We start from the raw sequence: 14093 nt of genomic DNA, 5'->3' as shown, positions 1-14093 counted from the left end.
TATAGCAGAGACTTTTGTGGTCTCTGCTATTTTTTTTGGTGTAAGAGATCTATGGCAGACAGAAGCGTTTTATTTTGATGGATTAGTGTTAGTTTGTTTGGTTAGCGGGGTGTTGAGGTAGTATTTTGGGTGTACGTTCAATGCCGACTCCGGCGCCCGGGATACGCTAAAGGAACGTAAGTGCTAACGCACTTGCGCAACCGGTTATGGTGGTGGCTACGCCACCGAACAACTAAGGTCGGGAACGTGGTGGGCACATTTTGAACCAATCGAGCAAGGTGCGCTCGCTTGTTTCAAAACTGCACCTTTCTCTAGGCTCCTTCGTCGCCAAGAAAATTTCACCACTGAGGTCTGTATCCCCGGGCCTCTCCGTCTAGATAGTGACATAATCCCACCTTGGTTTGAGTTTTACCGATTTATTTTGATCAAGTTGCATTGTTTGCTCGTCCTATTTCTCACATGTCTATCTCAGTTTTGATTCTTTTTGGTAAGATCAAAACCAAACTAGACCAAACCAAATCGTGTATTTTTTTAAGAATGTCTTATTGATTTTGGGATAAAAGTCGTTAGAACTCAAAAAAATATCGATTATCAACATAATTGGACGTTAGAAGCGCTATATGGGTTCAGCTGGGGCGGCAGTGTTACCTAGCTTAGTTGTTCGGTGGATTACTTCTACTAAATTCAATGAACATAAGCGCCATAAATGCACTGGTTCATCGAATTTATCCTGTGCTTTGGAGTCGGGTATTAACCACGTCCCAAGCTTCTATCACAACTCCAATACAATAAAAAAGACTACTGACCAAAATTAAAGTCAGTAGTCACATAAAATCAACGATTAGCCATCATATTCTTCCACATATTTATCGATCTGTTCTAAATATAATTGCTTTTGTTCTTTGCTGATCCATGATGTTTCGATTGAGTTTTTCGCAAGTTGCACAATTTGTTCTGGTGTAACTTTATATTCAGATGCTAAGGCCCAGTAATTATCAGCTATGTATCCACCGAAGTAAGCTGGATCGTCTGAATTTATTGATACTTTTACACCGATGTCTAATAGATCTAGGATCTCGTCACCTTTAAGATCATTGTCGGTGATCAATTCATTTGATAGTGGGCAAGATGTTAGGCCCAGGTGTAGTTGGTTGACCCAGTCGACTAAATCTTTGTTTTCTACAATGTTGGTTCCATGATCTAATCTTTCAACATTAATGATTTCTAGAGCTTGTTTGATGTGCTCGATGGAATCTATTTGGTCAACATCGGCGTGCATTGTTATATGGTAGCCTTGTTCTACAGCTAGACTGAATGGTTGCATGAATTTCAATGGTGGATTGTGATGCTCATATGAATCTAGACAGATTCCTAAGATCTTGTTGTGGTATGGTTGAGCGGCGTTTAAGAGATCCATTGCTGATCTGGCCGACATGTCTCTTAAAAAGCACATAATCAATTGGGCGTCGATCCCAAAGGCTCTTGCGTCTACACAAGCTTGATAAAAGCCATTGATCACGTAGTTTAAGGGTACTCCTCTGATGATATGCGCTTGAGGATCAAAGAACATTTCAGTGTGGACTACTCCTTGTTCGTGGGCTTTTTTCAAGTAGGCCATTGCTAATTCGTAAAAATCTGATTCAGTTTGTAAAACATTCATGCCGGGATAGTAAACTGCTAAAAATGAAGCTAGGGAAGTGTAGTGGTAGGTTGCCTCAACATCTTCAATGGTAGATTGGCCAATGTCGATGTTATTTTTCTTAGCTAATTTGAGTTTTAGTTCGGGTTCTAGAGTTCCTTCCAGATGAACATGAAGTTCGGACTTTGGTAATCCTTCGATAAACTCTTTTGAAACTTTTCTAGGTAACATATATTCAAACTCTCCAATAGGTATTCCAGATTTGTTACACACTAGAGTAAATGTTTTGCCCGAAAATAACAAGTATTTTTACTGAAAAAAATCCTATATACACGAACATTAATAATTTTTTTATTGTTAATGTTTCGGTTTTTGCTTGCAAATAATTTAGTTATTTGTCATACTGTGATTATTCAATAAGTAATATTTAAGGGGCGTATAAATTTTGGATGCAGCAAATGGCAACAATAATCAAAGTTTTATCGAACGTTTATTCCATCTAAATGAGAATAAAACTACGGTAAGGCGTGAAATCCTTGCTGGATTAACAACATTCGTATCAATGGCATACATCTTGTTCGTTAACCCACAAGTTTTGGGAACTGCAGGTATGGATAAGGGGGCAGTCTTTACTGCTACAGCCTTATCAGCAATTTTAGGATCAGTTTTAATGGCATTATTAGCAAATTATCCGATCGCCATTGCACCTGGACTAGGCGACAATGCATTCTTTACTTATTCAGTAGTACTAGCCATGGGTATTCCTTGGCAGACAGCTATGGCAGGGGTATTAGTATCCAGTGTCATCTTCTTGATCATTTCGGTGATGAAGATCCGTGAGATCGTTATCGACTCGATCCCACATGATTTAAAACTAGCTGTTGCAGCTGGTATTGGGCTATTTATTGCGTTTGTAGGATCACAAGGTGGTGGCTTGATCACTGCCAGCAAGTCAACGCTTGTAACTATGGGATCATTCACAGTCCCAACAACTTGGTTAACAATTTTTGGACTAGTTGTCACTGGGATTTTAATGGCGAGAAAGATCCCCGGATCAATTTTTATCGGAATGATCCTAACAACGATTTTAGGATTAGCTACTAAATTGATCCCATTACCAGATCATATTATTTCAACGATCCCTAGTTTGAAACCAACATTTGGTGTCGCTGTACAGCATTTAGGGGATATTAAACAGCCACAATTGTGGGCTGTGGTATTGATTTTCTTACTAGTAGCATTCTTTGATACAGCCGGGACTATGATCGGTTTAGCCGAACAAGCTGGATTCATGAAGAACAATAAAATGCCAAGAATCGGTCGCGCCTTGATGGCTGATTCTGTATCTATGTTAGGTGGCGCCTTTATGGGAACTACACCAACAGCTGCTTATGTAGAATCGTCTGCGGGTATCGCTATCGGTGGTAGAACAGGATTAACGTCACTGACAGTTGGTGTGATGTTTGCCTTAGCAATGTTCTTCTCACCACTATTGGCCGTTGTTACGACTAACGTAACAGCACCAGTGTTGATCATCGTAGGTATCTTGATGGCTCAATCAATGAAATACATTGACTGGGAGAAATTCGAAATTGCCATGCCTGCTTTCTTAACTATCGTCGGCATGCCTTTAACCTATAACATCAGTTATGGTATTGCTTTTGGTTTTATTGCATATCCATTAACAATGATCGCAGCTGGTAGACACAAAGAAATCAATCCAGTAATGTACATTTTATTCTTCGTATTTTTATTACTGCTATACGTAATCAACGTATTGCCAAGTTAGTAAACAAAATAACATCAAAATCAAAAGAGACTACATGTTAAATAACATGTAGCCTCTTTTTTTTGGCAACGAGTTCCAGATGACAACGGCCTCCGGTTAACACAGGTGATCGCGACACTTCAAATTTGATATGAACTAGAGTTATCCATTTTTGATGACTAAACTTGCTGCGGTTTGGATGGTGGTTTTTATTTTTATCCTCAAGTATGTTGAAACGAGCTCCGCGAGGTAGCGGCCTCCGGTTAACACAGGTGGTCGCGGCACGGCTTAGCCGTACCTTGTGCGACCACCCGCGTTAATCCTCAGCAGCTGACCAACCTCGCTGCGCTCTCTTATTGTTACAAAACGTCAATTTCAATAAAAAAAGCAACGACCAAGTCGTTGCCAATTTATCGAAGATTAAATCAAGATGTTAGATACTATTTAGCTTCGTATTTAGAAAGCTTGAATTGAACATGATCTTTATTGTGAAGTTTCTTCTTACTTGCCATGACGTTAACTTGTTTCTTATTAACGGTAAATGTCCAGTAAACTTGCTTCTTGTCATTTTGTTTGTGGCCATCGATCGATGTGATAAAGCCTTTGCTTTCTGAAACTTTCCAGCCTTTCTTAAGACCTTTCATGACAGATGAACCCTTCTTCAGAGTTAGCTTCTTCTTGTCGATGGTCTTCTTATTCTTCTTCAAGACGTAAGTGACCTTGATCTTGTTATTGTTGCTGCTCTTAGCTTGGGCGATGGATGCCGGAGCAATCGTTCCCAGCATTAATAATAGTGCAAGTAGTAATGAAGTTAGTTTTTTCATAATTTCCCCCTCAAATTTGGTTAACTTCTGGTTATCATTGTAACACTAAATTTCAGTCGATTTTCAAAATAATCAAGGACGCTTTGCAAAGATGTTTCAAGATCGTCTATTCGACCGATCAAAAAAAGCGAGCCACTGAATCGATCTAAGAATGCTACTTTAACGTCTCCGGATTTAACGGCAATATCCCCGGCGATAATGGTCGATTCAGCCGGAGTTAAAGTGATGATACCGATTGGATCAGTCGTGTCTAAAACACCGAGTTTCTCATAAAGATCTGGATTGGGATTGGCAATGATATGAGCTAAGGTTATTTGTTTACCGGGGACGTACTCTTGTATGATCCTTTCCGGCATTGTTTCATTGTTGTTCATGGGCTATTTCCTTTTGTCTTTCGTTAACTAAATTTTTAAATTCAGCGAATTGTTGTTCCATCACATCGATTGATTTTTGCGAAGTGAGATTGCCATTTTGATCAAAAAGGTCAGCAGCATTTGTGACTAAACATTCGATCGATCTAGTTACGTGAGCGTTGATCATCGGTGATTCAAGTACTTGGCGCAATTGCATTTGTGCTCTAACTGTACCTAGTGGTCCAGTCGATGCCCCCATTAGCATTACTGGTTTGTGCATCAACAAAGAAGGTACCATTGAGCACCAATCGATGGCGTTTTTAATATTGGCTGTCATACCATGATTGATCTCAGGCGTTGCGATGACCAATCCGTCGGCAGACTTAATACTTTCGCACATATACTTCACTTTTGAAGGGAAGTCCGCATATTTAACAAAACGTAAGAATGGTAGATCGTCAATATCCAGTATTTGTAAATTCATCTCATTAATATATTTTTTACGAAGAAAATTTATCAAATATTGATTATAGCTACCTGGTTTAGTACTCCCACAAAAGGCTACGACCTTCATTGTCACCTAAATCACTCCTCATTGTTTGTGTCTTCACATAATTATGATTAGTGTCACATTTTGGGGGTAAATGGTCAATATTTATCCCATAATTTAATTTTTTATAAAAAATGAACGTTGATATATCAACAATGATAGCGCTAATACAGCAAAATAGTGAAAAGACAGCAAGATATTTGCAAGGGTTTTCATTATTTAGCCGGATGATGCTACCGCTTACATTGTGAAATATGTGATATTTAAGCAATAAAATGCTTTTATATATGGATTTATATTGTGAATGGTCAAAATAGGAGGTTTTCAATATTGTGGCATTGTTACAAAATTAACAACTTTTAAGCGATAATTCATCTATACTCTAGGAGTAGTCAATTTTTAATTAATGGAGGTACTAATTATGGCACTCGAAGCCTTAGGTTTGGTAGAAACAAGAGGATTGGTCCCAGCTATTGAAGCTGCCGATGCAATGCTCAAAGCAGCTAACGTTACATTAGTTGGCGAACAAAAAGTTGGACACGGATTGGTTACTATTATGGTCCGTGGCGATGTTGGAGCTGTTAATGCATCAGTTGATGCTGGTGTTTCTGCCGCTGAAAACATTGGTGAGGTTACATCTAACTACGTAATCCCAAGACCACATGAAGATGTCGACAAACTAATCGCATTAGAAACAGCAAAGAAGTAGGAGAATAGCCTATGACTGAGCCTGACGAAAATGAACTAGTTGAAAGAGTTTTATCTCAGGTGCTTAGAAATAATGTAATTAATGACAAACAGAAAGCAGGTGTGAGTCGCTTGAGTTCATCTATTAATGGAGTAACAGAATTTATTGGTACAGCTCCCATTGGTGACACCATCGGTATGGCTATCGCCAATGTGGATCCAGAATTATTGAAGAATCTACATGTTGATCATGAATATCGTTCAATCGGTATTTTGTCTGCCAGAACTGGTGGTGGACCACAAATTATGTCAATGGACGAGGCAGTTAAAGGAACTAATACTGAAGCAATTAGTGTTCAAATGCCTCGTGATACAAAAGGTGGAGCTGGACATGGTTCTTTAGTAATTGTCGGAGGAGACGACGTTTCGGACGTTCGCCAAGCCGTACATATTGCTTTGAAGAACGTTCCAAAGCACTTCGGAGATGTTTATAACACTCCCGCAGGTCACTTGGAACTACAATATACAGCTCGTGCAAGTCAAGTATGTAATTTAGCCTTTGGTGCTCCTGAAGGAAAAGCATATGGATTGATCGCCGGTGCTCCATCAGGCATTGGCGTTGTGATGGCTGATGTCGCTTTGAAGGCTGCAAATGTTGAGGCAATTTCATTCGCATCACCAGCACATGGAACGAGTTTTTCAAATGAGGGTATTTTACACATTTCTGGCGAATCAGGAGCTGTGAGACAAGCAGTTCTTTCTGCCCGTGATGTTGGTATTAAGTTATTGAGCCAACTAGGTGGTACACCAACAAATGATTACCCTTCATACATCTAACAAATAATAAAATGTCCAGACGTGAGGTGGATAATTTGAAGAGACAAAAGAGATTTGAGGAATTGGAAAAGAGACCTGTCCATGAAGATGGATTTGTTGACGAATGGCCTGAAGAAGGCTTCGTTGCAATGGACGGACCTTATGATCCAAAACCTAGTGTAAAAATTGAAAATGGTGAGATCGTTGAATTAGACGGTAAGAAAAAAGAAGATTTCGATTTGATCGATAGCTTCATTGCAAAACACGCTATCAACCTTGACACCACTGAAAAAGTATTAGCAATGGATTCACAAAAAATAGCTAACATGCTTTGTGATCCTAACGTAACACGTGACAAGATCATTCCTATCACAACAGGTTTTACACCCGCAAAAGCTGCTGAAGTTATTAGTCAACTGAACTTCGTTGAAATGATGATGGCAACACAAAAGATGCGTCCACGTAAAACACCTGCTACTCAAGGTCACGTAACTAACATCCGTGATAATCCTGTGCTTATCGCAGCCGATGCTGCTGATGCAGCGCTTAGAGGATTCCCAGAACAAGAAACAACTACTGCGGTTGCCCGTTATGCACCATTAAATGCCATTTCGATCATGGTCGGTGCCCAAACTGGCCGTCCAGGTGTCTTAACACAATGTTCAGTTGAGGAAGCTGAAGAGTTGAGTTTAGGAATGCGTGGATTTACAGCTTATGCTGAAACTATTTCAGTCTATGGTACTGAACAAGTATTTACTGATGGTGACGATACTCCTTGGTCTAAAGGATTCTTGGCATCATGTTATGCATCACGTGGTTTGAAGATGCGTTTCACATCAGGTTCAGGTTCTGAAGTTATGATGGGATATGCTGAAAAGAAATCAATGCTTTACCTTGAAGCACGTTGTATTTTCATCACTAAAGGTTGTGGTGTACAAGGTCTTCAAAATGGTGCTGTTTCATGTATCGGTATCCCCGGAGCTGTTCCATCAGGTATTCGTGAAGTTCTTGGTGAAAACCTTCTATGTATGGCAATGGATATCGAGTGTGCTTCTGGTAATGACCAAGCATTCTCACATTCAGACATCCGTAGAACTGAGAGATTATTAGGTCAATTCCTTGCTGGAACAGATTATATTTCATCAGGTTACTCATCAGTTCCTAACTACGATAATACTTTCGCTGGTTCAAACATGGATGCTACTGATTATGACGATTACTATGCTATGCAACGTGATCTCAAGGTCAATGGTGGTTTAGTACCAGTTAAAGAAGCTGACATCATCAAAGCTAGAAACAAAGCTGCTAAAGCTTTACAAGCTGTCTTTAAGTCACTCGATCTTCCTGAGATCACTGATGAAGAAATTGAAGCTGCAACTTACGCCTTTTCTTCAAAAGATATGCCTGAACGTAACATGGTTGAAGATATGAAGGCTGCTCAAGATCTTATGGATCGTGGCGTAACTGGTGTTGATGTTATCAAGGGATTGTATGCTGGTGGCTTCACAGATGTTGCCCAAGCTGTCTTGAACTTGCTTCAACAAAGAATTGCCGGAGACTTCCTACAAACTTCAGCTATCTTTGACAAAGACTGGAATGTTATTTCAGCTGTAAATAATACGAACGACTATAACGGTCCTGGTACTGGATACCATATTGATGACAAACTTTGGGAAAGAATCACAGATGTTCCAATGGCCATCAATCCAGCTGACGTATAAAAAGATAGTGTGAAGGGAGGTTCAACTTATGAGTGAAGAAATCAATGAAAAATTATTAAGAGAAATAATTCGTCAAGTTATTACAGAAACAAAAGCTACTGATAAGAAAGTCGATTTTAATGGTGGACAAGCCAGCAACTCGCAAGCTTCATCAGCGACTGCAACTGCTACTAAACCTGCTCCAGGAACCGATGCACCACTTCAACTAGACTGGTTCAAACATATCGGCCCTGCTAAAAAAGGCACTTCAACTGATGAAGTTGTGGTTGCAGTTTTACCAGGATTTGCTGAACATATGACAGAAAACTTGAAGGGTATCAAACATAAAGACATCCTGCGTGAAGTAACTGCCGGAATCGAAGAGCAAGGACTCAAGGCTCGAGTTATCAAAGTTTACCGTACAGCTGACGTTTCATTTGCTGGTTCAGAAGGTGACCAATACTCAGGTTCAGGAGTTGCCATCGCTATTCAATCTAAAGGTACAACTATTATTCATCAAAAAGATTTGGAACCATTATCAAACCTTGAATTGTTCCCACAAGCACCAGTTATTGATTTGAAAACTTACCGTGCTATCGGTGCTAACGCTGCTCGTTACGCAAAAGGTGAATCACCTACACCGGTACCAACAGTTAATGATCAAATGGCTCGTGTTAAGTATCAAGCTAAATCAGCTTTGATGCACATCAAGGAAACAAAATACGTTGTAACTGGAAAGGGACCAGACGAGATCGAAGTTAATTTCGATTAATCTAACAGGTGGTATTAATGACAGAAATAAATGATTTAATTAGCAAAATTGTTAATAACGTGCAAGAAGAGCAAGCTAACAGTTCATCAAGCACAAATACTGCAACAGCCAGTCCACAATCAGCTCCTACTTCAGGTAAGACAATGACTCAAGCTGACTACCCATTTTTCCAAAAACATCCAGATTTAGTAAATGCTCCAACTGGTAAGAACGTTAAAGACGTAACCCTAGAAGCTGCTATTAACGGTGATGTTAAACCAGAGGATCTACGTATTTCACCAGCAACTTTAAAAGCACAAGGTCAAATTGCCGCTAGTGCTGGCAGAAGTTCAATTCAAAGTAACTTTGATCGAGCTGCTGAACTTACTAAGATCCCTGATGAAAGAGTTTTGGAAATGTACGGTTCACTTCGTCCATATCGTTCATCTAAACAAGAATTGATCGATATGGCTGAAGAGCTCGAGACTAAATATGGTGCAAAGATCTGTGGTGCCTTTGTTCGCGAAGCAGCTGATGAGTATGAAAAACGTAAGAAACTCAAAGGGGACAACTAGTTAACACTAGTGGTGAAAAATTTGCAAAGAGTAATTGGTGTTGATATTGGGAATTCATCTACAGAAGTTGTGTTAGCTGAAATTTCTGCCGATGGTTCTATAAATTTTGTAAATTCTAATATTGCTGAAACTACCGGGATCAAAGGTACGAAGCAAAACATGATGGGTATCAGAAACTCGATCGATGGTCTATTGAAGAAATGCTCAATTGCAATCGAAGATGTTGATTTGATCCGTATCAATGAAGCAACGCCCGTTATCGGGGATGTTGCCATGGAAACGATCACCGAAACAGTTATAACTGAATCAACTATGATCGGACACAATCCCAAAACACCTGGTGGCGTTGGAGTCGGCATTGGATATACAGTAGATATCCGTGATTTAGCTGATAAGGGAGTTGACGGTAAAGATTACGTGGTTGTTGTCCCAGAGGAATTGGATTTTGCGGATGTCGCAAAATTGATCAATACCTACTGGAAAAATGGCTATAAGATCACCGCTGCGATTTTACAATCGGATGATGGTGTCCTCGTTGATAACCGACTAGACAACAGGATCCCGATCGTTGATGAAGTCGCATTTATCGATAAGATCCCCATGAACATGTTATCGGCAGTGGAAGTGGCAGATAAAGGTAAAGTAATTTCTCAATTGTCAAATCCTTATGGTATCGCAACCGTCTTTAACTTGAGTTCAGAGGAAACGAAAAATATCGTTCCTGTTTCGAGAGCTTTGATCGGTAATAGATCGGCTGTGGTCATCAAAACGCCGAAAGGTGACGTTAAGGAAAGAGTTATTCCCGCCGGATCGATCACGATCCACGGTAAACCAATGCCTAAGACAGTAGGCCTTTCAGGCGGTGCCGATAAGATCATGGATGCAGTATCATCCTTTGATCAAATCGATGATGTGACTGGAGAATCTGGTACTAACATTGGTGGCATGCTGGAACGTGTCCGGGAAACGATGGCTAAACTTACTGACAAACAAATGGATGACATTGCTATCCAAGATTTGTTAGCCGTAAACACATCGGTTCCGATCAATGTAAAAGGTGGATTAGCCGGAGAGTTTTCAATGGAACAAGCTGTTGGAATTGCTTCGATGGTCAAATCAGATCATCTGCAAATGTCAATGATCGCCGATGAAATGGAGAAAGCCTTCGGAGTGAAAGTTGAAATTGGTGGAGCTGAAGCTCAATCAGCAATTCTAGGAGCATTGACTACTCCTGGTACATCAGCTCCAATGGCCATCTTAGACTTGGGTGCTGGTTCAACTGATGCTTCGATCATCAATCCAGCAGGTGAATCAGTAGCGATCCATTTGGCTGGTGCTGGAGACATGGTTTCAATGATCATCAATTCTGAATTAGGACTGGATGATATTTACTTAGCCGAAGATATCAAGAAGTATCCTTTAGCTAAAGTTGAAAGCTTGTTCTTTATCCGTCATGAAGATGGTTCAGTTCAGTTCTTTGATAAAGCTTTACCAGGTAACTTATTTGCCAAAACGGTCGTAGTTAAACCGGACGGGTTCGTTCCGGTACCTGGTGATTTAAGCATTGAAAAGATCAAGACAATTAGACAAACAGCCAAAAAGCGGGTCTTTGTCGAAAATGCCATCCGAGCATTGAAACATGTTTCCCCAACCGGAAACATTCGTGATATTCCATTCGTTGTCATCGTAGGTGGATCTGCACTAGACTTTGAGATCCCTCAATTAGTCACGGATGAATTATCGCATTACAACTTGGTAGCTGGTCGAGGTAACATTCGTGCTATCGAAGGCCCAAGAAATGCTGTTGCAACAGGATTGATTTTAACTTATGCCGAAAGTTTGAGGAATAAATAATGGACGTCAAAAAACCAGAAATATTTATCGCTCAGGCTAGTGATCCAAGATTATTTCAAACAGCCCTGTATGGAATCGAGGAGGAAGGTATTCCTTTTCGAGAGATCAACGATAATGACATTGATGATTTATCGAGCATGTCAACAGTAGAACAAGCTTACCAAGCAGCATTAGCCTCTCAATTAGGAGTCGGATTAGCTTATGACGAAAACTTCGCATACTTACATCAAAAGAATCTGCCAAAGGATGAACCACTTTTTAAAGTAAGTATTTCTGATCAAGAAGATATTAATCATTTGGGTACTAATGCCGCCCGCCTAGTTAAAGGTATCCCATTCAAAGACATTAAAGAAAAGGGTGAATAAAAATGAGTGAATCCCTTGGATTAGTCGAAGTTGTTGGTTATTCAACTGCCGTCTATATTGCCGATTCAATGGTCAAAACAGCTGATGTTCAAATCGAAAAAGTTGAACGGGCTCGTGGCGATGGTTGGATGACAGTTTATGTCACAGGTGATGTTGGTGCTGTAAATGCCAGTGTGGTAGCAGGCCAAGATTCAGCAGAAAAAGTGGGCAAATTTGTTTCATCGAGAGTTATTGCAAGACCTGCCAGTGATCTAGCAGAATTCAGTTACGCCAAAGCTGGTGCACCAGTTGCACCAGAAACAAAAAACGTACCTGAAGAAAAGTCAGATACAAATAAGACAGAAGAAGCAAAACCAAGTCAAACAAATTCCAACGCCAAAACAACTACAAGACGTACAAGAAGCAACAAAAATACTAGAAACAATAGTACCAATAACAAGAAAAAATAAACTTGGAGGAAACAATTATGAATAACGCATTAGGAATGATCGAAACAAAAGGTTTAGTAGGTGCTATCGAAGCTGCCGATGCAATGGTAAAGGCCGCTAATGTATCTCTAGAAGGTTATGAAAAAATTGGATCAGGATTGGTAACAGTTATCGTTCGTGGTGATGTTGGTGCCGTTAAAGCTGCCGTTGATGCAGGTACTTCATCAGCTGAAGAAGTTGGAGAAGTCGTATCAAGTTACGTAATCCCTCGTCCACACGCAGATGTTGAAAAAATCTTACCAAACAACAAATAATCTGTAATTACTAGAGTGGAGGAACTCGAATGAATGACGAACAATTACGCACAATGATTCGTCGAATCATTAGCGAAGAATTAAACAATGATGATGGTGCGATCCCTATTGGAGTCTCAAATCACCACATCCATTTATCGGAAGAAGACTTTGCAACATTGTTCCCAGGTCAAAAGTTTGAATTGTACCGCCAACTAAGACAACCTGCTGACTTTGCTGCTAAACAAACGGTGACGTTGGTCGGCCCTAACGGCTTCCAGATCCCACATGTTCGACTTTTAGGACCTGCTAGAAGTCACTCACAAATTGAGATCTCAAGAACAGAAGCTCGTCAATTAGACATCGATGCTCCTATTCGTTTGTCAGGTAACTTGGATGGCACACCATCATTAACAGTCAAATCTGACAACGCTGAGATCAAAGTTCAAGGTGTGATCGCTGCAAAACGCCATATCCACATGAGTTTAGCTGATGCTGACAAGTATGGCCTTAAATACGGCGACACCGTTAAAGTTAAGATCCAATCACAAGATCGTTGCACAATTTATGGTGATGTAATTGCTAGACCTCGTGAGGACTTTGTGACAGAAATGCACATCGATACTGATGAAGCTAATGCTGCTAATGTTCAAAGCGATACCAAAGCATACATCATTCAAGATGATGACAACAAATAGACCTTATAGAAAGGGTGGTGACCTAGATGAATACTGATCAAGAAAAATTGATCAACGCAGTGATGCAAGTCATTGAAACTAGATCGCATAACACTTTTAAGGTTGAAGCACGGGAGAATATCCCCGATGAAAAAGTTTTTTTAGAAAATAAATCAGTCGTAATATCGTCACTAGATCTGTCCACCATTCGTAATTTAAATACGTTTGATCTGGATGATCCTTGGGTCGATTGGATCCAAAAAGGTTTGAGCTACGACGAGCAATTTGAGTTAAAACTCGGATTCTCAGATTTGCAGTTGTTGCCTTGGAATTTGGTGATCCGCACACCGTTTACTTTTATGAGTAAAGATGGTCAACCTATTAATGCCATCAATAGAAAAGCAATCACTCGAAATGACGTGATGTTTTTTGAGAAAGGTAGCTATTTATTGAAGGCCAGTCATCAATTGATCACGGATTACGCCAAAGAAGAACTATATTCTAGAAAAATAGAGACAGTGGAAAGGATTGAAGAAAATGTACATGGGAGTTGTGGTTGGTAGTGTTGTATCTACTCAAAAAGCCCATTCATTGGTCGGCAAAAAATTAATGATCGTTCAACCGATCGACAGTTCCAAAAATCCAGTACGTTGCGAAGAGGTGTCGATCGACACTGTTGGAGCAGGTATCGGTGAAACTGTTCTCTTAGTTAGAGGTGCAGCTGCACGGATCTCAGATACGAAAAACGGTCCAGTCAAGAATGAGGCCAGTGATTCCGCAATCGTAGGAATAATCGATAGGTTTGATAAGTAG

Annotated in this window: 17 protein-coding genes; 13 read left to right on the top strand and 4 right to left on the bottom strand. The window is 40.1% G+C overall.

What is annotated here, in order from left to right; genetic code table 11:
- Nucleotides 1–841: 841 nt before the first annotated feature.
- Nucleotides 842–1870: an adenosine deaminase gene (gene add, locus EKM78_RS05510; protein WP_125770189.1), complete on the bottom strand. Its 1029-nt coding sequence runs from the start codon at nt 1868–1870 to the stop codon at nt 842–844.
- Nucleotides 1871–2084: 214 nt separating this feature from the next.
- On the opposite strand from add, the gene EKM78_RS05505 reads away from it, so the two are divergent.
- Nucleotides 2085–3428 carry an NCS2 family permease gene (locus EKM78_RS05505; RefSeq protein WP_125770187.1) on the top strand — a complete coding sequence of 448 codons (1344 nt, stop codon included), beginning with the start codon at nt 2085–2087 and terminating at the stop codon, nt 3426–3428.
- Between the two features lie 419 nt (nt 3429–3847).
- On the opposite strand, the gene EKM78_RS05500 is transcribed toward EKM78_RS05505, so the two are convergent.
- Genes EKM78_RS05500 through EKM78_RS05490 form a run of 3 tightly spaced genes read right to left on the bottom strand, consistent with a single transcriptional unit; the run spans nt 3848 to nt 5158 of the window.
- Nucleotides 3848–4231 carry a DUF4430 domain-containing protein gene (locus EKM78_RS05500; protein WP_125770185.1) on the bottom strand — a complete coding sequence of 128 codons (384 nt, stop codon included), beginning with the start codon at nt 4229–4231 and terminating at the stop codon, nt 3848–3850.
- A gap of 20 nt (nt 4232–4251) precedes the next feature.
- On the bottom strand, nt 4252–4605 hold the full coding sequence (locus EKM78_RS05495; protein ID WP_425453533.1) for a BMC domain-containing protein: 354 nt from the start codon (nt 4603–4605) through the stop codon (nt 4252–4254).
- Entirely contained in the window at nt 4592–5158 is a 567-nt protein-coding gene (locus EKM78_RS05490; RefSeq protein ID WP_245994792.1) for an NADPH-dependent FMN reductase, read from the bottom strand. Before EKM78_RS05490 ends, EKM78_RS05495 begins: the two co-directional genes overlap by 14 nt.
- Nucleotides 5159–5555: 397 nt before the next feature.
- Between EKM78_RS05490 and EKM78_RS05485 the strand changes: the two genes are divergently transcribed.
- From EKM78_RS05485 to EKM78_RS05430, 12 genes are read left to right on the top strand one after another with little or no spacing between them, the layout of a single operon-like run.
- Nucleotides 5556–5843, top strand: coding sequence for a BMC domain-containing protein (locus EKM78_RS05485; protein WP_048702440.1), 288 nt, complete (start codon nt 5556–5558; stop codon nt 5841–5843).
- 11 nt (nt 5844–5854) lie between these two features.
- Nucleotides 5855–6658, top strand: coding sequence for a propanediol utilization microcompartment protein PduB (pduB, locus tag EKM78_RS05480; RefSeq protein ID WP_125770181.1), 804 nt, complete (start codon nt 5855–5857; stop codon nt 6656–6658).
- Nucleotides 6659–6693: 35 nt separating this feature from the next.
- On the top strand, nt 6694–8358 hold the full coding sequence (locus EKM78_RS05475; RefSeq protein WP_125770179.1) for a propanediol/glycerol family dehydratase large subunit: 1665 nt from the start codon (nt 6694–6696) through the stop codon (nt 8356–8358).
- Between the two features lie 28 nt (nt 8359–8386).
- Nucleotides 8387–9109, top strand: a complete 723-nt coding sequence (locus tag EKM78_RS05470; protein WP_125770177.1) for a propanediol/glycerol family dehydratase medium subunit — start codon at nt 8387–8389, stop codon at nt 9107–9109.
- 17 nt (nt 9110–9126) lie between these two features.
- On the top strand, nt 9127–9663 hold the full coding sequence (locus tag EKM78_RS05465) for a diol dehydratase small subunit (protein WP_125770175.1): 537 nt from the start codon (nt 9127–9129) through the stop codon (nt 9661–9663).
- A 21-nt stretch (nt 9664–9684) separates the two neighbouring features.
- Nucleotides 9685–11517, top strand: coding sequence for a diol dehydratase reactivase subunit alpha (locus tag EKM78_RS05460; RefSeq protein ID WP_125770173.1), 1833 nt, complete (start codon nt 9685–9687; stop codon nt 11515–11517).
- On the top strand, nt 11517–11882 hold the full coding sequence (locus EKM78_RS05455) for a glycerol dehydratase reactivase beta/small subunit family protein (protein ID WP_125770171.1): 366 nt from the start codon (nt 11517–11519) through the stop codon (nt 11880–11882). The genes EKM78_RS05460 and EKM78_RS05455 overlap by 1 nt, the downstream gene beginning before the upstream one ends.
- Before the next feature lie 2 nt (nt 11883–11884).
- A complete protein-coding gene (locus EKM78_RS13260) occupies nt 11885–12331 on the top strand; it encodes a BMC domain-containing protein (RefSeq protein ID WP_125770169.1) in 447 nt (148 codons plus the stop codon).
- Between the two features lie 14 nt (nt 12332–12345).
- Nucleotides 12346–12624 carry a BMC domain-containing protein gene (locus tag EKM78_RS05445; protein ID WP_269464895.1) on the top strand — a complete coding sequence of 93 codons (279 nt, stop codon included), beginning with the start codon at nt 12346–12348 and terminating at the stop codon, nt 12622–12624.
- Nucleotides 12625–12653: 29 nt separating this feature from the next.
- A complete protein-coding gene (pduL, locus tag EKM78_RS05440; protein ID WP_125770167.1) occupies nt 12654–13301 on the top strand; it encodes a phosphate propanoyltransferase in 648 nt (215 codons plus the stop codon).
- Between the two features lie 26 nt (nt 13302–13327).
- Complete coding sequence (gene pduM, locus EKM78_RS05435) at nt 13328–13843, top strand: PduM family microcompartment protein (RefSeq protein WP_125770164.1); 516 nt, start codon at nt 13328–13330, stop codon at nt 13841–13843.
- On the top strand, nt 13818–14093 hold the full coding sequence (locus EKM78_RS05430; protein WP_125707848.1) for a EutN/CcmL family microcompartment protein: 276 nt from the start codon (nt 13818–13820) through the stop codon (nt 14091–14093). Before pduM ends, EKM78_RS05430 begins: the two co-directional genes overlap by 26 nt.

Origin of the sequence: Companilactobacillus furfuricola, from assembly GCF_003946325.1 — a bacterium.
Lineage (GTDB): Bacteria > Bacillota > Bacilli > Lactobacillales > Lactobacillaceae > Companilactobacillus > Companilactobacillus furfuricola.
The sequence above is the reverse complement of the archived record's forward strand: the minus strand, read 5'-3'. Positions and strand labels throughout refer to the sequence as shown.